The organism is Mycobacterium sp. PSTR-4-N (assembly GCF_022348085.1).
Taxonomy (GTDB): domain Bacteria; phylum Actinomycetota; class Actinomycetes; order Mycobacteriales; family Mycobacteriaceae; genus Mycobacterium.
This window is the reverse complement of record NZ_JAKRFN010000027.1, coordinates 28,308-49,254: the sequence shown is the minus strand read 5'-3', so window position 1 is coordinate 49,254 and position 20,947 is coordinate 28,308. Positions and strand designations below refer to the sequence as shown.

Sequence of the window (20,947 nt, the reverse complement as noted above, 5' to 3'; positions counted from 1 at the left end):
TGGTGACGAAGTCCGAGCAGCTGCAGCGCGCATTTTCTGGGCCAACACATGAATAGGGTGCTGATCACCGGCGCCACCGGAACGACGGGCAGCCGGGTTGCCGCCGATCTAGCGGAGCGTGGCGTGGCAACACGACTCGCGACGAGGACACCACAGTCGACTGGGCAGATTCAGTTCAATTGGGAGGACTGCGACACCCATAAGGCTGCCTTGCAAGGTATTTCGGCGATCTACCTCATCGCTCCCATGGGAGTTGCCGATCCGGTTCCCCTGGTGCAGACCTTCCTCGACGAGGCCCTTGATCAGGGGGTGCAGCGCGTCGTCGCACTCAGCTCGTCCGCACTGCCCGAAGGGGCGCCCGGGCTCGGCGCCGTCCACCATCTCGTCAAGACGGCCATGCCCGAATGGACAGTGCTGCAGCCGTCATGGTTCATGCAGAACTTCACCGGCGATCACCTCGTCGCTCAGGGAGTGCGAGACGGTGAGATCGTCACCGCCACCGGCGACGGCAAAGTGGCGTTCGTCGACGCAGCGGACATCGCGGCGGTCGCCGGGTGTGCCCTGACCGATGACCGCGCGCACAACACCGAGCATCTCTTGACAGGCCCCGAGGCGCTCAGTTACGCCGATGCCGCCACGATCCTCTCCCAACAGACCGGCCGCACCATTCGGCATCGATCCGTTCCGGCGCGAGAAGTTGCTCGGCGTATCGCCGCCCATGGAATCCCCGCCGAGTTCGCACAGGTGCTCGCCGCCATGGACGTGGCGATCAGTGCCGGCGCCGAAGACCGCGTCACCGACACCGTCGAGCGGGTCACGGGCCGACCCGCTCACACCTTCACGGTCTTCGCCTCGGAGGAAGTCCAATGAAACAACCACCCCTTGGCGAATCCGTGAATGAATCGGCCACCTCCCCTGCCGCCCGCAGCACGTCGGCACCATCGCATCACCGGCACGCACGTGCGGCGATCGTCAACACTGCCGCCTCGATGATGTACCACCACGGCATCGCCGCGACGTCGCCCGGCGACGTCGCCCGCGCCTCCGGCGCCGAGCCCAAGGAGCTCCGTCGCCACTTCCGCGACAAGACCGAACTAGTCCAAGCAGTCATCGACCGCGAACTCGCCGTCGTCCTCGACGGCCAAGACACCACCGAGGCGATCACCTCCTGGGACGGGCTCGAAAGATGGGTGTCACGCGTCGTGGACGCACAACCGGCCGAAGACCGTCCGTTCGCATGTCCCCTCGGGACCCTCGCAACCGACCTGAAGCACTCCCAGGAATACCGACCAGCCCTAGCCGCTGCATTCCGCATCTGGGAGGGACATCTCGCCGCCGGCCTGCGCCGCATTCAGCAGCGCGGTGAACTGGACTCCGACGCCAACCCAGACCGCCTCGCCGCCAGCCTCGTCGCGGCCCTGCAAGGCGGATACCTGCTGGCCTCGGTCCACGGCCGGATCGAGATCATGCGCGACGTGCTCGACGACGCCGTCGCGGCCCTGCGCCGCTACCAGGTATAAGCCAAGATCCGCAGCGCACATTCAAGAGTCAGCCGAAGGGCACGACAAACTTTGGAGTGAACGCTGCGATCTCCTCACAGCCAGATGTACTCTGCAGTACAACTTTCACGTCGGCGTCCCCATGAGCACCCCCACACGCGTGACCCGCGAAGGAGCTTCCCATGCCAGTGATCAACAGCGGGTTTGGTGGTCGTCGCGGGGCCAGCGACGCACGGTTGCCACCGGGCCAAACGCTCGTCGACGACTGGCCGGTCCTGACGGCCGGCCTGACGCCCGACATCGGGGCGCACGAATGGACGTTCACCATCACGACCGAGACGGGCACCGAACACGGATGGGATTGGAGCGCGCTCCAGAACGTGGGCGTAGAGGACGTCGTCACCGACATCCACTGCGTCACCCACTGGTCGAAGCTCGACATGGCCTGGCGCGGAGTGCCATTGGACCGGCTGTTCGAGGACGTGGAGACCTCTTGCGACTACGTCATGGTCCGAAGCCACGGCGGTTACACCACCAACCTGCCCCTCGACGATCTCCTCGAAGGCCAAGCGTGGATCGCCACCGAGGCAGAGGGTGAGCCCTTGACTGCCGAACATGGCGGACCCGCGCGTCTCCTCGTGCCCCACCTCTACTTCTGGAAGAGCGCCAAGTGGGTCCGCGAGATACGGATGATGCCCAACGACGACCCCGGGTTCTGGGAACAGAACGGATACCACCTCCGCGGTGATCCATGGCGCGAGGAACGGTACTGGTGACGTCTCCGATCCGGGCGAGCTGGCACGTCGGACGCGTCGCCAGCCGCCGTCGAGAGACCGCGTCGGCGGTCCGCCTCGAGCTGGACGTGCCGACCTGGCCGGGAAACCACGCTGGTTCCCACCTCGACGTCCGCCTCACCGCCCCGGACGGCTATCAGGCCACCCGGTCCTACTCGGTCGCATCGTCGGGCGAGACGACTCGAGTCATCCTCGCGGTCGACGAACTCCCCTCAGGTGAAGTCTCGCCATATCTCGTCCACCAGCTCGCCGATGGCGACGAGCTCGAGGTGCACGGCCCGCTGGGGCGATACTTCGTCTGGACCCCAACCGAACCCGATCGATCCCCCGTTCAGCTCATCGCCGGCGGATCCGGCGTCGTCCCGCTGTTCGCGATGGCCGCAGCGCGTGAGCACGAGACCGTCGATGCCGAGTTCCGCCTGTTGTACTCGGTCCGGACGCCCGAAGACGTCTTCTTCGCCGAAGAGCTCTCGGCGCTGTCGAAGACCACCGTCGACGTCGTGCACACGCGGACATCTCCCCCGGGATCGCCACGTGCTCCCGGGCGACTGACTCAGGAGTCGGTCGCCGATCTCGTCTTCCCAGCCACGGCGACACCGCGCATATTCCTCTGCGGACCGACACCTTTCGTCGAGACGATCGCCGGTTGGCTTCTCCAACTCGGCCACGACCCCACCCGAATACGCACGGAACGCTTCGGAGGCAGCGGATGACCCACCTCGACGGAAACGCGCTCGCCGGGCTCTTCGCCGACACCGTCGGCATCGAAATCACCGCCGCAGTCGGACGATGCGGAAGCTGTCATCTCGTCTTCGAACTCGCACGGGCCAACGCCTTCGTGACCGCCATCGGGGCAGTCCTGCGATGCGCGCATTGCCAGAGCGTGCTCGCCGTCATCGTCCAAAAGCCGCAGGAAGTGCTGATCAACCTCTCGGGGCTGGCGCACATCGCGATCGCACGGCCGTAGCTCCTGCCACAGCCCGCAAGCGACGATCAGTCGACTGTCGTCTCGTTGACTGTAGCCAAACGTTTCGGTCGTCGGGCCCAGCTGCACGTCGATGGTGGCCTGATCCCCCAGCATTCCAACGAGGGTCAACCGGCTGGCGGAGTTTCCGTCCCAGCACCAACGCGCCGAGCGGTGCTCAGGTCTGAGTCATGCGGGCGTCCAGGCGCGGAGAAACGCGAGCACCTTGGCGGTGGGCATCTCACAGGCCCGTAGGTGGTCGGCCGCGACGGTGCGGTACACGTTCGCGCTGATCAGGTCGGTGCCGCCGAGCTCTTCGGCGAAGATCGCGATGCTTCGCCCACCTGCCCGGGTGGTGCGGGCCAATCCGTATGTTCGCCCGTTGTAGATCGCACGCGTCCAACCCTCCGGCACTCTTTCGACCAGGGCCGGCAGGTCGCTCGGCGCCGCCCGATCGGGGGCTTGCTGAGTCAACGCTCGGTCCCGTGTGCGTCGTCAGCACTTTCTCGCGCAATCGCGGTGCGGTGGAATGCGTCGTCGCGCCGGATCTGGTGCGCTGTTTCGAGCACTTCGTCGATGTCGGCCTCCGGGATGAACACGGCCCCCGACGAGTCACAGAAGACGTACTGTCCAGGATGCACACCGACTCCTCCGATGACGACGGGGACGTTCGCTTGGAACGGCGTGACCGCGCCTCCACCCCAGGCGACAGCCTCTCCCGAGCACCAGGCCGCATACGGTTCCTCTGCCAGTTCGTCGAAGTCACGGAGACGACCGTCGGTGAGCACCCCCGCAAGGCCGGCGTTGGTGAGTCGAGAGAGTTTCGTCCCGCCAGCAAGTGACACATCGGGGTATCCGTTGCTGGCCATTACCAGGACAGTGTGTTCGGGATCGGACGCGGCGCCCTGCACCGCCTGATGGAACAGTCGGCCGAAGTTGAACTCTTCCGGGCCGAGTCTCTCGGCGCACGTGGGGAAGAACGAGATCGTGACGACTCGGCCGAACAGGCGACGTGTGGGCACGGGGCTCACAAGCCCGGTGACGTGTGCTCGGTGTCGATGCGCTCGTCCCAGCGCGTCCGTCACTTCAGCGCAGGCGAGGCCCTCGGCAGCAAGTGCACGATGCGCATCCGCCTCTATATGCGAGCGACCTCCACCAGTTGTCTCCATCGGCCCTCCTCCACTCGTTGTCTCCATCGGCACTTTTCCACTCGTCCGCACCTGCTTCCGAACACTTTTAGACGCTCGATGCTCACGTCGACACTCGACAGATCGTGACCCCACAGACCGCCTTTGATTTCATGGCCTGAGACTGCCGAGGCGGAGTGCTGGAACTTGAGAAACGTCATTCGCAGGTACACCGCGATCGACGGCCGACCTTCGGGCATCGAATACTTCGCGCAGGGTGTGAAGAAGTCGGGGATCATCGAGCAGTGCGCCCGCCCGGCCCAGCCCCACTGGTAACGCGAACAACTCGGCCAGCGGTTCGAGTCCGCAACGTCGGCTGATCAATTACAGACGAACGAGGTGCGGCTCCGCTCCGGCACCTCACAGGCCACCCCGCGTGTGGGGAGAAGAGGTCTTGTGTGTCACGCGACGGTGAGTGGGATTGCGACCCATAGCATCTCGCAGAAGACGGAGGAACGTAACGCGTAACTCCTCTACCGTTCGATCGTTGCGGCCGGAAGGCGCCGTGGACGTCGGACGCCTCCATGCGCGTTCTCCCAAAGCTCGCGTGAATCGGCATTCTGTGCGCCAGACTGTACTACATGGTCCAACATCTGGCTGCGCGATTCGGTTCGGCTCACCTCGGCAATGAGCTGGACAGCGGTGGCCAGCCCTATTCGCGGATGCGAACGGGGATGGGCGGCCGCCATCCTGCCGAACTACCGTGGACGGGGATTGGCAACCGAACTCATCTGCAGGGCGCTGGACAGCATTCTTGCGGAGGCATACGAGCGACCGCGAGGTGCCCGGCGGTCCGGCCCTTCATCGCACGCAACCCCGAGTACACCCTGGCCGTGAATGTGCCCAACGGAGGAAGGGATGGTGCTGGTGATGCCTGAGACCAACGCCGCAAACCAGAACTCGATGCTCGGGAATGTCCGGTTCGAAAACATCCGGTTCGACCCAGACCTCACGCCGTTTCACCAATTGGCCAAAGACATGGCTGCGCAGTTCGGTTACTCGGCAAACCTGTCGGGAGATCGTAGCCTGCTACAGCTCCTCCGCCTGCGCGTCGCGCAGCTGAACCCTTGCTCCTATTGCCTGATTCTGCACGCCGCGGTCGCGGCCAGCATCGGGATCGCGTCCGAACAGGCTGCACACCTGGCGTCTTGGCGTGAGAGCAGCATGTTCTCGCCCGCGGAGAGAGCCGCCCTCGCGTACTGCGAAGGCCTCACCTCGTTCAGTCACGTGCAGGTCCCTGCCCTGCACGACGAGCTGCGGCTGCACTTCACCGAGCGCGACGTCGCAGAGATCGCCGCGGTCATCATCAACATGAACGTGTGGACCCGTCTGAAGCTGGCCCAGGGCGCCATTCCGGTCGCCTCAGCCATGTAGCGAATCGGTTCATTGACGGACTCGTCGGTAATTGGAACGGTGCCGACCGGAAGCCGAGTGCGGCCATGGTTGACCCAGCTCATGACAACTCCAGCAGTGGTTGTCGCCTCGCGGATCAGTTGTGTTCCCCTCCTGCCGCCAGATACTTCGATTGGCCTCCGCGGTTACCTTCGCACCAGGCCACCGCGCCGAATTCGACAGAAGGGTGCAGTCGTGGAAGTGATCAACAACAGCTTCGGAGGACGGCGTGGTTCCAGCGACTCGCGACTGCCTCCCGGGCAGACTCTCGTCGACGACTGGCCGGTGCTCTCGACCGGACCCACGCGCAACGTCGACGAGAGCCGATGGAGCTTTTCGATCACAACGGAGGACAAGGTCGCGTACCGGTGGAATTGGAATGAGCTTCACCAGGTGGGCGTCGAAGACATCGTCACCGACATTCACTGCGTAACCCACTGGTCGAAGCTGGACATGGCCTGGCGTGGCGTATCGCTGGACCGGCTGTTCGATCATGTCCAGACCAGCTACGACTACGTGATGGTGCGTAGCTCCGGCGGATACACCACCAACCTTCGTCTCGAAGATCTCCTCGGTGGGCAGGCCTGGATAGCCACTGGGGCGCAGGGCAAACCCCTTACGCCGGAGCACGGCGGTCCGGCCCGACTTCTCGTGCCGCATCTCTACTTTTGGAAGAGCGCGAAGTGGGTTCTCGGAATGGAGATGATGCCGTCGGACGATCCGGGATTCTGGGAACGGAACGGATACCACCTCCGCGGCGACCCTTGGCACGAGCAGCGTTACTGGTGACAACCCCGGGCCGCGTGCCGGGGCACCTCGGGCGGGTGATCCCGTCGCGGGTCGTCGACGTCGGTGACATTCTGGTCATAGCTGACCTCCTGGCCGCATTTCGACAGGCGCGCTTGAATAGCTCGAAGCCGCAAGGAAGGCCAGCACCTTGGCCTAGGGCATTTCAGAGGCGTAAAGGTTCCGCGTTGCGGGTGCGGTGCACGTAGGCGCTTGAGCGTCCAGCCACGACTGTTATTCGCTCATCGTGCTTTCGCGTTCTGGTCGCCAGAAGCATCACGAATCACGCGGAATCCTTCGATGGCGTGTGCGGTTCCTGTTCTGGGTCATCCGCTTCGCGATTGCCCATAGGCGTACCTGACGTACCTGACGACCGGTCCGGTCCCCGCCGCTCGAGCACCGAGTCGATGGCGAGACTGATCGCGTGCAGGTCCGCCTCGACGTGCTGAGAAATGTGGAATGCCTCAATGTCTCGCGCGCGGTCACGATCGGACTCGCGGCGCTGGGTAAGCAGGATAAGCGGTCCCTGCAAGGCCGCGACCGTCGCGAGAGCCGTTCCGAGATAGTCGAGCATGGCCGACGAGTCAGGATCAAAGAGCGGCACGATCGTGTTGATCACGAGCCACGCGACAATGGCCAGCACCAGGATCAGCAGGAAGGGCCAAGAACCGGCAACGTTGGCCAGCCGGGCAGCAGCCATATCCCCTCGTTTGGACCGCGCCTCCATGAACATGCTGAGCTGGTGCCCGCAGTTCGGACATGCGAACATCTCGCGGCTGAAGTCGCCGGAGCGCCCAGCGGTCTCGAACTCGGTCCGGTCTCGGGAAGCGCGGCCGGAACCGGCGGCGCCGCCGGTGCCGACCGCTGGGGAGGCGTCTGTCGGCTCGTCGGGGCTCATAGCGTTCATCGCTCTCGATTTCCCCGGGTGCTCTCACCGGTACTGGAATGTTCGTGCGAGATTTGCTCGCAGAATTCCGCGGCCTCCTGTGTCACTGCTGTCGCGCCGCGAAGGGGAGCGCGTTCGAATCCCGTTGGTACTCGGTGCCCCGCCTCGGTCGTGATGCTGATCGTCCACTCGTGCGCCCCGACGTCGGCCGTCAGGCCAGCCGTCAGGACCGGCCAGTCGTCCACGAGCCTCTGACCCGGAGGCAGCCGCAATTCGGGGACGCCGACACGTCCCCCAGATTCGATACTCATCACTGCCATGGGAAGGCTCCTTCGCATGTCATGCGAGTCTTGGGTGCGCACGTGAGACGTCGACGACCACGGGGTTGTCTGACGCTGTGCAGGGCTCAACCGTAAGCATCGTCTTGGTCTCAGAATAAGGCTCGATTACAGCGCGAATCCCGACCCATGAGACGAGCCCCTCAAGGGGCACTGCTGTGACGGCGACGGCGCGATGGAACCGTGAGAGGTCGACCTGTCCCGCCGACGATTAGGGCGAGCACAGCGACGATGATGCCACTGGAGGCGAGCGACCGCGTTGGTGATCGCGACGCACGCGCCGAGCCATCGAAGGCGATTTCGGCAACCAATTTTGTGACCAAGTAGTTTGACACCGCGGGCGACGACGCCGTCCAAGAAGCGGATCGGCAAACTACATCCCGCCCCGACGCGGCCGAGATGACTGCTAGGCCTTGATCTGGGACGCCGCCTCCACGTCGAGCAGCCAAACCGTCTTGTTCGTGCCGGCCGCACCAGCGGCGGGTACCTCGACCGCCTCGGCCCCGCCCAACGCCGCGGCAACCGCGTCGGCGTTCTCGACGCCGGAAACGACGAACCAGACTTCCCGCGAGCGGTTGACGGCGGGCAGGGTCAACGTGATTCGACGCGGCGGCGGCTTCGGCGAATCCTCGACACCCACGACGAGCCGGGACGTCTCCTGCACCGCGGGGGTGTGCGGGAACAGCGAGTTGATGTGACCCTCGCTGCCCATCCCGAGCAGATGCACATCGAACCGTGGGGTCGGCTCGCCGTCCGGTGCATGGGCGGCCAGCACCTGCTCGTAGGCCAGTGCCGCCGCATCCAGATCGGCATCAAACTGGCCGTCGGAGGCGGCCATGGCGTGGATGTTGTGGGACGGGATGTCGATGTGGTCGAGCAGCGCTTCGCGGGCCTGCTTCTCGTTGCGCTGGTCGTCGTCTGCTGCCACGTAACGCTCGTCGCCCCAGAACAGGTGCACCGCCGACCAGTCGATCTTCGAGCCGTGTTCACCGATGTGTTTCAGCACCTTCACCCCGGTGCCGCCGCCGGTCAGCACGATGAACGCCTGATCCCTGGCCTCGACCGCAGCGTGGATTGCACTGATCAGCTGATCGCCAGCTGCCCCTACCAATTCTGCTGTGTCGGAATAGGTCGCGACGACTTGACTCATGTGTATTGCACCTTGTCTATGCCGCGCAGGGCATCGAGATAGATTGCGTCGGCATCCAGCCTGCGCATGTCCTCGGCCAGACAATCGCGAGTTTCTCTGCGCGCCAACGGAAGTTTCGCCTCCGGCTTGGCGGTGCGGGCCAGGGTCGCGGTGACGCCCTCCTGGGGTCGACTGAGGGTGATCGTCTCGCTGGCCCGGACCAACTCGACCTTGAGATCGCCGATCGCGCGCTGGACGGGGCCGTCGACGCGGCTGGCCAGCCAACCCGCCAGGATGTCCAGGGCGGGTTCCTCCTTGCGCCCGGACACCAGTGCGGACTGGATCGGTTCGTGCGGGCCCTGGTCCAGCGCCGAGGTGAGCATCGCCCGCCAGTAGGTGATGCGGCTCCACGCCAAATCGGTGTCACCGGGGGTGTAACCCTCGAGCCTGCTCTTGATGCAGGCCAGTGGGTCGGCGCCGTAGGTGGCGTCGGTGATTCGCCGTATTGCCAACTGTCCCAATGGGTCCTGCGCGGGTACTCGTGGCGCGACGTCGGGCCACCACGCCACCACCGGGGTGTCGGGTAGCAGGAACGGTGTGACGACGCTACTGGCCTGGGCGGCCAACGGGCCGGTCAGCTTCAGCACCACGACCTCGCCAGCGCCGGCGTCGTGCCCCACTCTGATCTGGGCGTCCAACTTCGGATCGGCGGCCTCGCGGTCGACGGGGAGTACCACGATCACCCGGCATGGGTGCTCACGGCTGGCGGCATTGGCCGCCTCGATGGACTCCTCGAGGACGGTTTCGCTGTCTGGCGCGATGACCAGGGTGAGGACCCTGGCCATCGTGAACGCGCCACCCTCTTCGCGCAGCCCGTCGAGCTTCTTGTTGACCGCGTTGGTCGTGGTGTTCTCGAGATCGACGATCATGGCCGCCTCCATTCCCTGCCGGACCGCTGCAACATCTCGAACGCCGAATCCGGACCCCAGCCGCCGGACTCATAGGGGTCAGGTTTCCCGTGGGAGGCCCAGTGCTCCAGCGCGGGATCCAGGATCTTCCAGGACAATTCGACCTCCTGATTGACCGGGAACAGCGACGGCTCACCGAGCAGGACGTCGAGGATCAACCGCTCGTAGGCCTCCGGGGAGTCCTCGGCGAATGCCGAACCGTAGGAGAAGTCCATGTTAACGTCACGGACCTCCATCGCGTGGCCCGGCACCTTCGACCCGAAGCGCAGCGTGATGCCCTCGTCGGGCTGCACCCGGATGACCAACGCGTTCTTGCCGAGCTCGTCGGTCATCGTCGCGTCGAACGGCAGGTGCGGAGCCCGCTTGAACACCAGGGCGATCTCGGTCACCCTGCGGCCCAACCGCTTTCCCGTGCGCAGATAGAACGGCACCCCGGCCCACCGACGCGTGTCCACCTCGAGGGTGATGGCGGCATAGGTCTCGGTGGTCGACGTCGGGGAGAAGCCTTCCTCCTCGAGCAGCCCGACCACCTTCTCCCCACCCTGCCAACCCGCGGTGTACTGGCCGCGGGAGGTGTTCTCACCCACCGGTTCTGCCAGCCGAGTCGCCGAAAGCACCTTGATCTTCTCGGACTGCAACTCCGCCGGACTGAAACTGACCGGCTCCTCCATCGCGGTGAGCGCCAGAAGTTGGGTGAGGTGGTTCTGGATCACGTCACGAGCGGCGCCGACCCCGTCGTAGTAGCCGCCACGCCCACCGAGGCCGATGTCCTCGGCCATGGTGATCTGCACGTGGTCGACGTAGTGCGCGTTCCAGATCGGGTCGAACAGCTGGTTGGCGAAGCGCAGCGCCAGGATGTTCTGCACCGTCTCCTTGCCCAAGTAATGGTCGATGCGGAACACCGACTCTTCTGGGAAGACGCTGTTCACCACCTGATTCAACGACTGTGCGCTGTCCAGGTCGTGCCCGAACGGTTTCTCGATGACGACCCGGCTCCACCGGTCGCCCTCGGGCCGGGCCAGCCCCGAGGTGGACAGCTGCCCGCAGACGGTCGGGAACGCGTTCGGCGGAATCGACAGATAGAAGGCGTGATTGCCGCCGGTGCCGCGCTCGGCGTCGAGCCCGTCCAGCGTCCGCTTCAGGCGTGCGAACGAGTCGGCGTCGTCGAAGGTGCCCTGGACGAAGCGGATCCCTTCGTTGAGTCGGTCCCAGACCTCCTGCCGGAAGGGGGTGCGGGCGTGACCCTGCACCGCCTTCAGCACGACGTTGCCGAAGTCCTCGTCCTGCCAGTCGCGCCGGCCGAACCCGATCAGCGAGAACGTGGGAGGTAACAACCCGCGGTTGGCCAGGTCGTAGATCGCCGGCATCAACTTCTTGGTGGCCAGGTCACCGGTCACCCCGAAGATGACGACCGCACACGGACCCGCGATGCGCGGCAACCGCTTGTCCAGCTTGTCCCGCAGCGGGTTACCCCAATCGGCGGGTGCGGCACTGCTGCTGCTGCTCATTTCTTTTCGTCGAGCTGACCCTGGGTGGCCTCGAGAAGTTCATGCCAGGACTTCTCGAACTTGTCGACGCCCTCGTCCTCCAACACGATGAACACGTCGGTGAGGTCGATACCGATGGCTACGAGTTCGTCGAATACTTCCTGGGCGGCGTCGGCGGTGCCGGACAGGGTGTTACCGGTGACGACGCCGTGGTCGGCCACGGCATCCATCGTCTTCTCGGGCATGGTGTTGACCGTGTTCGGCCCGACCAGTTCGGTGACGTACAGGGTGTCGGAGTAGTCGGGATTCTTCACGCCCGTCGATGCCCACAGCGGCCGCTGCACCAGTGCACCATCGGCTTTGAGTACCTCGAACTCGGCTCCCCCGACGAAGACCTCTTCGTAGGCGGCGTACGCGAGGCGGGCATTGGCGACGCCGGCCTGGCCGCGCAGGGCCAGTGCCTCCTCGGAGCCGATCTTCTTCAGTCGGGCGTCGATCTCGGAGTCCACGCGGGAGACGAAGAACGACGCCACCGAATGGATCTTCGAGAGGTCATGTCCGGCCTCCTTGGCCTTCTCCAGGCCCTTGAGGTACGCGGTCATGACTAACTTGTGCCGCTCGACGGAGAAGATCAGCGTGACGTTGACCGAGATGCCTTCCGCGATCACCGCAGTGATGGCGGGCAGACCCGCCTTGGTGGCGGGAATCTTGATCAGCACGTTGGGCCGGTCGACGATCTTCCACAGCTCGATCGCCTGCTGGATCGTCTTGTCGGTGTCGTGAGCCAGGCGTGGGTCGACCTCGATGGAGACCCGGCCGTCGACGCCGCCGGACCTCTTGTAGATCGCGGCGAACACGTCGCAGGCGTTGCGGACGTCGTCGGTGGTGACGGTCCGGATGGTGGCGTCGACGTCGGCGCCGCGCTCGGCGAGCTCGGCGATCTGCGCGTCGTACGCGGTGCCCTTGGACAGGGCGGCCTGAAAGATCGACGGGTTGGTGGTGACGCCGACAATGCTCCTGGTGTCGCGCAGTTCGACCAGGTTGCCTGATGTCAACCGGTCGCGGGACAGGTCGTCGAGCCATACCGAAACCCCGGCAGCGCTCAGGGCCTCCAGGTTGGAATTCTGTGTCATTTCGCGTGCCTCATCCTCTGGTTGTCAGTGTGAGCTGGTGGTCGGTGAGAACTAGTTGGCGATGGAGCGTTCCGCGGCGGCGGCGACGGCTTCCGGGGTGAACCCGAACTCGCGGAACAACGTCTCGTCGTCCGCCGACTCGCCGTAGTGCTCGATGGAGACGATCTCGCCGGTGTCGCCAACCAGCTTGTGCCAGCTCTGCGCGACGGCGGCTTCGACCGCGACACGGGCCGACACCTCGGGGGGCAGCACGCTGTCGCGGTACTCCTTGGGCTGGCTCTCGAACCACTCCACGCAGGGCATCGAGACGACGTAGGCGGTGATGTCCTTCTCCGCCAACAACTTCTTCGCCTCCACCGCCAACTGCAACTCCGAACCGGTACCGATGATGATGACGTCGGCGTCGTCGGCGGGGGTCCCGCCGCCGAGGACGTAACCACCCTTGCTCACCCCTTCGAAGCTGGTGCCCTCGAGTACGGGGATGCCCTGCCTGGTCAGGATGAAGCCGACCGGGCCGCTGCCGTTCCCGCGGGCGACGATGCTGCGCCAGGCGTAGGCCGTCTCGTTGGGATCACCGGGTCGGACGACCGACAGGTTGGGGATCGCGCGCAACGCTGCGAGGTGTTCGACCGGCTGATGGGTGGGACCGTCCTCGCCGAGCCCGATGGAGTCGTGGGTCCAGATGTAGATGGTGTCGATGTCCATCAGTGACGCCAGCCGGACCGCGCCGCGCATGTAGTCGGAGAACTGCAGGAACGTGCCGCCGAACGCGCGGGTGGGACCGTGCAGCACGATGCCCGACAGGATGGAACCCATCGCGTGCTCGCGGATGCCGAAGTGCAGCACCCGGCCGTACGGGTCGGCGGTGTAGTCCTTGGTCGAGATGGACGCAGGGCCGAACGATTTCACGCCCTTGATCGTGGTGTTGTTGCTTCCGGCGAGATCGGCGGAGCCGCCCCAGAGCTCGGGAAGCTTCGGCGCGACGTCGTTGAGCACCTGACCGAAGGCGGCGCGGGTGGCGACGGCCTTGGAGCCCGGCTCCCAGTACGTCACGTCGGCGTCCCAGCCCTCGGGCAGCTCTTGGGCGAGCAGGCGGTCGAGCAGCTTCTTGCGCTCGGGCTCACGCTCGGCCCAGGCGTCGAATTCCGGCTGCCACTTCTCGTGGGCCTCGCGGCCGCGGTCGACCAGCTTGCGGGTGTGCTCGATGACCTCGGGCCGGACCTCGAAGGTCTTCTCGGGATCGAAGCCGAGGATCTTCTTGGTGGCGGCCACCTCGTCGTCGCCGAGCGCCGAGCCGTGCACGCCGCCGGTGTTCATCTTGGTGGGGGCGGGATAGCCGATGATCGTGCGCACCGAGATGAAGGACGGCTTGTCGGTGACGGCTTTCGCCGCTTCGATGGCTTCTTCAATGGCTGTGACGTTTTCGCCGCCCTGAACCTCTTGGACATGCCAGCCGTACGCCCGGTACCGGGCCGGGACGTCTTCGGAGAGGGCGATGTTGGTGTCGTGCTCGATCGAGATCTGGTTGTGGTCGTAGAACACGATCAGGTTGCCGAGCTGCTGGGTGCCCGCAAGCGAGCTGGCCTCGCTGGTGACGCCCTCTTCGAGATCGCCGTCGGAGGCGATCACGTAGATGAAGTGGTCGAACGGGCTGGTGCCCGGCGCCGCGTCGGGGTCGAAGAGACCGCGCTCGTAGCGGGCGGCCATCGCCATGCCGACCGAGGAGGCCAGGCCCTGGCCCAGCGGACCGGTGGTGATCTCGACGCCCTTGGTGTGCCGGAACTCCGGGTGACCGGGGGTCTTCGACTTCCAGGTCCGCAGCGACTCGATGTCGTCGATCTCGAGCCCGAACCCGCCGAGGTAGAGCTGGATGTAGAGCGTCAGGCTGCTGTGGCCGCAGGACAGGATGAACCGATCCCTGCCGAGCCAGTGGACGTCGGACGGGTCGTGCCGCATCTGCCGCTGAAACAACGTGTACGCCAACGGCGCCAAGCTCATTGCGGTACCGGGGTGGCCGTTTCCGACCTTCTGAACCGCGTCTGCCGCCAGGACCCGAACCGTGTCGACGGCGACTGAGTCGACGTCGGCCCAGTCTTCGGGATGGTGCGGTTCGGTAAGGGCCGAGATCTCTTCCGTTGTGGTCACAAGCTCACTCCTCGATGGCAAATCATTTGTCCCTGAACGACGTTCACAACTTGGCCTCCAGATGGATGTGTCGCGTGTGCGACAGACTGGTGGGTGGATCTACTTCTGTTCGGCATGGCCGCCGAATTCGCTGCGCATGGCTGAGACGATCTTGTCGGTGAAGTTGCCGAGTTGTCGGGACTCGAATCGCTCGAAGAGCGAGGTCGTGATGACAGGAGCCGGAACACCCTCGTCCACCGCGGCGAGGACCGTCCACCGGCCTTCGCCGGAGTCAGATACCCGCCCGCTGAATTCGTCGAGATCGGGTGAGCGGGCCAGGGCGTTGGCGATCAGGTCGACCAGCCATGATCCGATCACCGATCCGCGCCGCCAGACCTCGGCCACCTCGGCGATGTCGATGTCGTATTGATAGGCCCACGGGTCGCGCAGCGGGGTGGTCTCCGCGTCCACGGCTTGGGTTGCCTTGCCGGCGTCGGCGTGCTTGATGATGCTGAGGCCCTCGGCGATCGCGGCCATCATTCCGTATTCGACCCCATTGTGGACCATCTTCACGAAATGCCCTGCCCCACTTGGCCCGCAGTGCAGGTACCCGTCGGCCGCGGTGCCGGCGCTGCTGTCACGGCCTAGGGTCGGTTCGGCGGATCCGGCGCCGGGGGCGATCGTCTTGAAGATTGGGTCGAGTCGGGTCACGACTTCGGATTCCCCGCCGATCATCAGGCAGTATCCGCGATCGAGTCCCCACACCCCGCCGCTGGTGCCGCAGTCCACGTAGTGAATGTCCTGGGTCACCAGCTGCTTGGCCCGGGTAATGTCGTCGCGGTAGTAGGAGTTGCCGCCGTCGATCACCGTGTCACCGGGCGCCAACAGGGGGACGAGGTCGTCGAGGGTCGAGTCGACGATGGCCGCTGGCAGCATCAGCCACACTGTCCGGGGCTGTTCCAGCTTCTCGACGAGGTCCGCCAGGGATGCGGCCCCGGTCGCCCCGTCGTCTGTCTCGAGCTTCTTGACCGCGTCGGGGTTGACGTCGTAGACCACGCAGCGATGTCCGTCGCGGATCAGGCGCCGAGCGAGGTTGGAGCCCATCCGGCCTAGCCCGACCATGCCCAGCTGCATTGATGTGCCAGTTGCCATGTTGTTCTTCCTCACTTGAGTGATCGGTAGCGCTGGATCAGCTTGTTGGTCGACGAGTCGTGGTCGAGTTCGGGTTCGGCATCGCTCTGCAACCCCGGCAGGATCGCCACGGCCAGTGCCTTGCCTAGCTCGACGCCCCATTGGTCGAAAGAGTTGATGCCCCAGATGGTTCCCTGCGTGAACACGCTGTGCTCGTAGAGCGCCACCAGTGCGCCGAGGATGTGTGGGGTCAAGACCTGCGCGAGCAGCACGTTGGTCGGACGGTTTCCCTCCATGACCCGGTGCGGCACCACCGCCTCGGGAGTCCCTTCCGTACGGAGCTCCGCGGCGCTCTTACCGAAGGCGAGTGCCTGGGCCTGCGCGAAGACATTCGACGACAAGATGTCGTGGTGGTCGCCCAGGGGGTTGAGGCCTTGGGCGAAGCCGATGAGGTCAACCGGTATCAGCGACGTTCCCTGGTGGATGAGCTGGTAAAAGCTGTGCTGGCCGTTGGTGCCAGGCTCGCCCCAGTACAGCGGGCCGGTCTGGTAGTCCACGACTGTGCCGTCGAGGGTGACGTGCTTGCCGTTGGATTCCATCGTCAGCTGCTGCAGATATGCGGGAAAGCGCTTGAGGTACTGGTCATACGGCATCACGCCGACCGCGGAGGCCCCGAAGAATTCCACGTACCACACAGTGAGCAGGCCCATGAGCACAGGGAGGTTTTGTCGCAGCGGCGTGGTGCGGAAGTGTTCGTCCATCGCGTGCAAACCGGCCAACAATTCGTGGAACTGGTCGGGCCCGAGTGCCACCATGGTGGACAGGCCGATCGCCGAATCCATCGAGTACCGACCCCCGACCCAGTCCCAGAAGCCGAACATGTTCGCGGTGTCGATCCCGAACTGTGACACCCGCTCGGCGTTCGTCGAGACGGCCACGAAGTGCTTGGCGATCGCGGACTCCTCGCCCAGCTGGCCAAGCACCCATTCCCGGGCCGAGGTGGCATTGGTCAGCGTCTCCAGGGTCGTGAACGTCTTCGACGACACGATGAACAGCGTCTCGTCTGCTGACAGGTCCCTGGTGGCTTCCGCGAAGTCCGTCGAGTCCACGTTGGAGACGAACCGGAATGTCAGATTGCGCTCGGTGTAGTGGCGCAGCGCCTCGTAGGCCATTACCGGGCCCAGGTCGGAACCACCGATGCCGATGTTGACGATGTTGCGAATCGGCTTGCCGGTGTGGCCTTTCCATTCACCCGAGCGGATCTTGGTGGCGAACTCGGCCATCCGGTCCAAGACGTCGTGCACCTGGGCGACCACGTCGACCCCGTCGACGATCAGCGTGGCGTCTTTCGGCATACGCAGTGCCACATGCAGAACCGCACGGTCCTCGGACACGTTGATCGGCTCGCCGGCGAACATCGAGTCCCGGCGCTCCTCGAGACTGCACTGCTGGGCCAACTCGACTAGCAGATCCAAGGTTTCATCGGTGATGCGGTTCTTGGAGTAATCCAGATATAGCCCGGCCGCCTCGTTGTTGAACCATTCGCCACGATCGGGGTCGTCGGCGAACAGGTCACGTAGATGGCGGTGCCCGATCGTGGAGTGGTGTTCGGCGAGAGCGGCGTAGGCGGGGTGAAGACGCAACGGTGAATCTGGCATGTGATGTCCTCTTCGAGGGTCGGCGTCGGTGGGTCGGTGTTGGAGGCTCAGACGAGTCACTACGCGGGTAGTGAGCTCGTCGGCGTGCAGTTCCTCGCGGGTCGGGTCGGAGAAGGCCGCGCGGTGGCCCTCGAACGTCGTCTCCGACGCCCGCAGGGCCTGGTCGCCGGGGGCGGTAATGCTTGAGGCGAAACTGTCGTAGACAGTGGCGGGGACATGGAAGTCGGCCTCCACGCCCTTTGCCGTCGGCATTCGGGATGACTGCGCGACGCTCGAATCATGTTGACCGTGAGGGTATCGACGCCGGTATCATCTGAAACAGTCTGCGCGACAATGCAAGTGGCAACGTATACCAGATCAACCACTGACCGTGCTCGAGGGGTGGTCCGTTGGGGTGCCCGTTCACCTGGGGTGTTCATTCGTCTGTTCTTTTCACTCCGTGGTTTGTAGCGCGGACGGTGGTTGGTGCGGCGGCGGTGATGAGTCGTCTAGATCGGTGCGGCGGCGGGTAGGAATACTCCGGCGCTGTCTGATGCTTCTTCGGACCGGATGACGTGCACCACGGCGTTGATCAATGCCAGGTGGGTGAACGCTTGGGGGAAGTTGCCCAGATGCTGGCCGGTGCGCGGCTGGATCTCCTCGGCGTAGAGGTTGAGCGGGCTGGCGAACGACAGCAGCCGTTCACACAGCTGCCTGGCGCGGGTGATCTCACCGATCTCCACCAGCGCCGAGACCAGCCAGAACGAGCAGATGACGAATGCGCCTTCCTCACCGTGCAATCCATCGTCGGTCTCCTCGACCCGGTAGCGCAGCACCAGGCCGTCTTCGGTGAGCTCATCGGCGATCGCCAGCACGGTGGCACGTATCCTCGGGTCGTCGGCGGGCAGGAAGCGGAGCAGCACGGCCAGCAGCAGCGCCGCGTCCAGCGCGTCGGAGCCGTAGCGCTGAACGAGCACGCCTCGGGAATCGACGCCGTTCTTCAAGACGTCGGCCCGGATTTCCTCGGCGATCGGGCGCCATTTCTGCGCGTTGGATCGTTCACCTCGAATCTCGGCCAGTTTCGCGCCACGGTCCAGCGCGACCCAGCACATGATCTTCGACGACGTGAAGTGCTGGGGCTCGCCGCGGACTTCCCAGATCCCGCGGTCCGGGTCGCGCCAGTGCTTGATCGCCTCCTCGACCTGCTGTACGAGCATGAGCCACAACGTTTCTGGGATGTCATCGCGTGACTTGGCATGCAGATACACCGAGTCGAGGATCGTGCCCCAGATGTCATGCTGGTCCTGGTCGTAGGCGCCGTTGCCGACCCGCACCGGGCGAGCCCCCTCATATCCGGTCAGATGGGTGAGCTCCTCCTCGACCAGCGCCCGCTCCCCGCCGACGCCGTACATCACTTGCAAGGGACGGTGTTCATCGCCGTTCGCGCAGGACACCTCGGCGATGAACGAGAAGAAGTCGTCCGCCTCCCGGTCCAGGCCCAGCGTGTACAGACCCCACAGCGCGAAGGTCGAATCGCGCACCCACGCGTAGCGGTAGTCCCAATTCCGCTCGCCGCGTGGCGTTTCCGGCAATGACGTGGTGCTCGCCGCCAGCAGCGCGCCCGTGGGGGCGTACGTCAGCCCTTTCAGCGTCAGCGCGCTGCGTTGTAGATATGTCCGCCACGGGTGATCCGGAAAGTTTCCCGTATTGATCCAATCCCGCCACATGTCGCCGGTCTTCCACATCTTCTCGGCAGCTTGCTCATAGCTCTGAGGCGGTGGCGGATCCGACCAGGACAATGCGACAAAGACGTTGTCGCCCTCCTTCATCCGGGTACGGGCGTGGGCTTCGCGGCCCTCAATGCCCAACCGCAGATTGGTCGTGAGCCTGAGTTTCGGGTGAGTGTCCGGATCATTTTGGGCCGAAGCGACGGCCTCGCCGTAGGCGGGTCCGCAGTATTCCCAGCTGGCGCCGACCCGGTGGTAGTCGAACGACGGCGCGCAGTTCACCACCAGCTCGACGGTGCCGCTGACGCAGCGCACGGTGCGCAGCAGGGTGTGCTCGGCGTCCCAGTCCATCGGGGTGCGGTGGTGGGTGGGTGACCGCGACCCGACGTCATGCCAGGGGCCCATCACGAGCGCGTCGCGCACGATGAGCCATCCGGTGTGGGTCTGCCAGGTGGTTTCCAGGATGAGGCTGCCCGGCAGATAGCGGCGTGCGGCCGGGACCGAGACCCCTTTGGGGCCGAGCCGGAAATGGCCGGCAGATCGGTCAAGGAGTGCGCCGAACACGCTGGGTGAGTCCGGTCTAGGCACGCATAGCCATTCCACCGACCCAGCCGATGAGATCAGACACGTTGTCTCGCAGTCCGACAGGAACGCGTAGTCGGCGATGGGCGGGAACGGACTTCGGTGAGAACCTCCTGCTGTTTCGGGAATCTCACCGATGTCCAGCTCCTGCGATGGGTCAATGCCGTCGGGCCCAGTCCGCGAGCGGCGCGGTCGTTCACTCTTCGCGCCGCCGTGGATGGACGCAACGTCGGGCGTGGTCATCGGCTCATCCGACCGAATGTGATTGCGCTGCAACTCTTTTGAGACCAGACCGCCGCGCCGAGTTGGGTCTGCGCTGCTTTCATCAATAAACCCCAGGATCCCTGAAACTTCTCGACGCCGTCGTTCTCCAAGGCCAAATGGACGTCACCCAGCTCGACGCCAACGGATGGCAGTTTGTCGAAGCCTTCCTGCGACTCGGCCGCCCAGCAGGTCACGGCGCCCGCCGCGATGACCCCGTGGACAGCCGACGTGCTGTGGTCTGTCGGATTCAGAGCGCCCGGCGGGAGCTGAGGTGGAAAGCGCAACTCGGTCAATGTGAGCCTCTCGAACCATTGCGGAGACATGCGACCAGGGGCGGTCGTCGTAGCCGTGAGACTGGCCTACTCACTCGCCCAAGGGAGCTCGACGCCGAACTCCTAGGAGGTTGAGCATGTCCAGTCGAGCGACACTGTACTGGAAGGTACACTTTGATCTACGGTGGGGGAAGTTGAACCACCCAGGAGGAAGCCTTGTTTTCGAAGGACTACGTCAACACTGAGGGGGCGCTCAGCCACCTCCCCGAACAGCAACGCTATGTCATCCAGGTCGTCTCTGGGCAGGATCTGTTCTACTCAACCGAAAGGTACGACAATGGCACGGGGCGGCCAAGTTTCACCAAGCCGATTGACGACGGCGCCTTGGACACCAGAACCCACCACCAGCCGACCACGCCACGCAGCGAAGTGCGTTCGGCGGGTGCTGACAGCCACCTCGGCCACCCCGTGCCGGACGGGCCGCAGGAAGCCGGCAGACGTCGGTACGGCATGAACTCCACCACCCTCCGACTTGTCCAGGACTCATCGCTCGAGGAGGAGGGATACGGCCAATACCGTTCCCTGGACGACTCTCGAGCAGAATCGACAGGAGATTCAGCGTGACCAGCAGCATCGACGGCACCGGG

The 20,947-nt window shown here is 64.8% G+C and carries 20 protein-coding genes; 8 read left to right on the top strand and 12 right to left on the bottom strand.

Annotated elements, in window-relative coordinates:
* Positions 1 to 48: 48 nt before the first annotated feature.
* The 5 genes from MHN84_RS26180 (at position 49) to MHN84_RS26160 (ending at position 3,260) form a co-directional block, all read left to right on the top strand.
* A complete protein-coding gene (locus tag MHN84_RS26180; protein WP_046363720.1) occupies positions 49 to 870 on the top strand; it encodes an NmrA family NAD(P)-binding protein in 822 nt (273 codons plus the stop codon).
* A 23-nt stretch (positions 871 to 893) separates the two neighbouring features.
* Positions 894 to 1,520 (top strand): TetR/AcrR family transcriptional regulator, encoded by a 627-nt coding sequence (locus MHN84_RS26175; RefSeq protein WP_052765239.1) that lies wholly within the window; start codon positions 894 to 896, stop codon positions 1,518 to 1,520.
* A gap of 161 nt (positions 1,521 to 1,681) precedes the next feature.
* Positions 1,682 to 2,275, top strand: coding sequence for a molybdopterin-dependent oxidoreductase (locus MHN84_RS26170; protein ID WP_046363721.1), 594 nt, complete (start codon positions 1,682 to 1,684; stop codon positions 2,273 to 2,275).
* Positions 2,272 to 3,006 (top strand): FAD-binding oxidoreductase, encoded by a 735-nt coding sequence (locus MHN84_RS26165; RefSeq protein ID WP_198529246.1) that lies wholly within the window; start codon positions 2,272 to 2,274, stop codon positions 3,004 to 3,006. The genes MHN84_RS26170 and MHN84_RS26165 overlap by 4 nt, the downstream gene beginning before the upstream one ends.
* Positions 3,003 to 3,260, top strand: coding sequence for a DUF6510 family protein (locus MHN84_RS26160; protein WP_046363723.1), 258 nt, complete (start codon positions 3,003 to 3,005; stop codon positions 3,258 to 3,260). The genes MHN84_RS26165 and MHN84_RS26160 overlap by 4 nt, the downstream gene beginning before the upstream one ends.
* A 186-nt stretch (positions 3,261 to 3,446) precedes the next feature.
* On the opposite strand, the gene MHN84_RS26155 is transcribed toward MHN84_RS26160, so the two are convergent.
* Together MHN84_RS26155 and MHN84_RS26150 are read right to left on the bottom strand one after the other, a co-directional pair.
* Positions 3,447 to 3,731, bottom strand: coding sequence for a peptide methionine sulfoxide reductase (locus tag MHN84_RS26155; protein ID WP_233503260.1), 285 nt, complete (start codon positions 3,729 to 3,731; stop codon positions 3,447 to 3,449).
* Positions 3,728 to 4,426, bottom strand: coding sequence for an RraA family protein (locus tag MHN84_RS26150; protein WP_081385949.1), 699 nt, complete (start codon positions 4,424 to 4,426; stop codon positions 3,728 to 3,730). Before MHN84_RS26150 ends, MHN84_RS26155 begins: the two co-directional genes overlap by 4 nt.
* 876 nt (positions 4,427 to 5,302) lie before the next feature.
* Between MHN84_RS26150 and MHN84_RS26145 the strand changes: the two genes are divergently transcribed.
* Both MHN84_RS26145 and MHN84_RS26140 read left to right on the top strand, forming a co-directional pair.
* Entirely contained in the window at positions 5,303 to 5,818 is a 516-nt protein-coding gene (locus tag MHN84_RS26145; protein WP_233503261.1) for a carboxymuconolactone decarboxylase family protein, read from the top strand.
* 213 nt (positions 5,819 to 6,031) lie between these two features.
* Positions 6,032 to 6,625, top strand: a complete 594-nt coding sequence (locus MHN84_RS26140) for a molybdopterin-dependent oxidoreductase (RefSeq protein ID WP_046363724.1) — start codon at positions 6,032 to 6,034, stop codon at positions 6,623 to 6,625.
* Between the two features lie 280 nt (positions 6,626 to 6,905).
* On the opposite strand, the gene MHN84_RS26135 is transcribed toward MHN84_RS26140, so the two are convergent.
* The 10 genes from MHN84_RS26135 to MHN84_RS26090 form a co-directional block, all read right to left on the bottom strand.
* Positions 6,906 to 7,520 carry a DUF1003 domain-containing protein gene (locus MHN84_RS26135; protein ID WP_046363725.1) on the bottom strand — a complete coding sequence of 205 codons (615 nt, stop codon included), beginning with the start codon at positions 7,518 to 7,520 and terminating at the stop codon, positions 6,906 to 6,908.
* Between the two features lie 732 nt (positions 7,521 to 8,252).
* Positions 8,253 to 8,996, bottom strand: coding sequence for a 6-phosphogluconolactonase (gene pgl, locus MHN84_RS26130; protein ID WP_046363726.1), 744 nt, complete (start codon positions 8,994 to 8,996; stop codon positions 8,253 to 8,255).
* Entirely contained in the window at positions 8,993 to 9,904 is a 912-nt protein-coding gene (opcA, locus tag MHN84_RS26125) for a glucose-6-phosphate dehydrogenase assembly protein OpcA (protein WP_046363748.1), read from the bottom strand. Before opcA ends, pgl begins: the two co-directional genes overlap by 4 nt.
* Positions 9,901 to 11,451, bottom strand: a complete 1,551-nt coding sequence (zwf, locus tag MHN84_RS26120; protein ID WP_046363727.1) for a glucose-6-phosphate dehydrogenase — start codon at positions 11,449 to 11,451, stop codon at positions 9,901 to 9,903. Before zwf ends, opcA begins: the two co-directional genes overlap by 4 nt.
* A complete protein-coding gene (tal, locus tag MHN84_RS26115) occupies positions 11,448 to 12,563 on the bottom strand; it encodes a transaldolase (RefSeq protein ID WP_046363728.1) in 1,116 nt (371 codons plus the stop codon). The genes zwf and tal overlap by 4 nt, the downstream gene beginning before the upstream one ends.
* A 51-nt stretch (positions 12,564 to 12,614) precedes the next feature.
* Positions 12,615 to 14,708: a transketolase gene (gene tkt, locus MHN84_RS26110; RefSeq protein ID WP_046363729.1), complete on the bottom strand. Its 2,094-nt coding sequence runs from the start codon at positions 14,706 to 14,708 to the stop codon at positions 12,615 to 12,617.
* 99 nt (positions 14,709 to 14,807) lie between these two features.
* On the bottom strand, positions 14,808 to 15,821 hold the full coding sequence (gene gnd, locus MHN84_RS26105) for a phosphogluconate dehydrogenase (NAD(+)-dependent, decarboxylating) (RefSeq protein ID WP_241207429.1): 1,014 nt from the start codon (positions 15,819 to 15,821) through the stop codon (positions 14,808 to 14,810).
* A gap of 29 nt (positions 15,822 to 15,850) precedes the next feature.
* Positions 15,851 to 17,461: a glucose-6-phosphate isomerase gene (gene pgi, locus MHN84_RS26100; protein ID WP_374238432.1), complete on the bottom strand. Its 1,611-nt coding sequence runs from the start codon at positions 17,459 to 17,461 to the stop codon at positions 15,851 to 15,853.
* Positions 17,462 to 17,964: 503 nt separating this feature from the next.
* Positions 17,965 to 20,007 (bottom strand): glycoside hydrolase family 15 protein, encoded by a 2,043-nt coding sequence (locus MHN84_RS26095; protein WP_082133392.1) that lies wholly within the window; start codon positions 20,005 to 20,007, stop codon positions 17,965 to 17,967.
* Positions 20,004 to 20,351 carry a hypothetical protein gene (locus MHN84_RS26090; protein ID WP_046363730.1) on the bottom strand — a complete coding sequence of 116 codons (348 nt, stop codon included), beginning with the start codon at positions 20,349 to 20,351 and terminating at the stop codon, positions 20,004 to 20,006. The genes MHN84_RS26095 and MHN84_RS26090 overlap by 4 nt, the downstream gene beginning before the upstream one ends.
* 165 nt (positions 20,352 to 20,516) lie before the next feature.
* Between MHN84_RS26090 and MHN84_RS26085 the strand changes: the two genes are divergently transcribed.
* Complete coding sequence (locus MHN84_RS26085; protein ID WP_046363731.1) at positions 20,517 to 20,924, top strand: peptide-methionine (R)-S-oxide reductase; 408 nt, start codon at positions 20,517 to 20,519, stop codon at positions 20,922 to 20,924.
* Positions 20,925 to 20,947 lie beyond the last annotated feature (23 nt).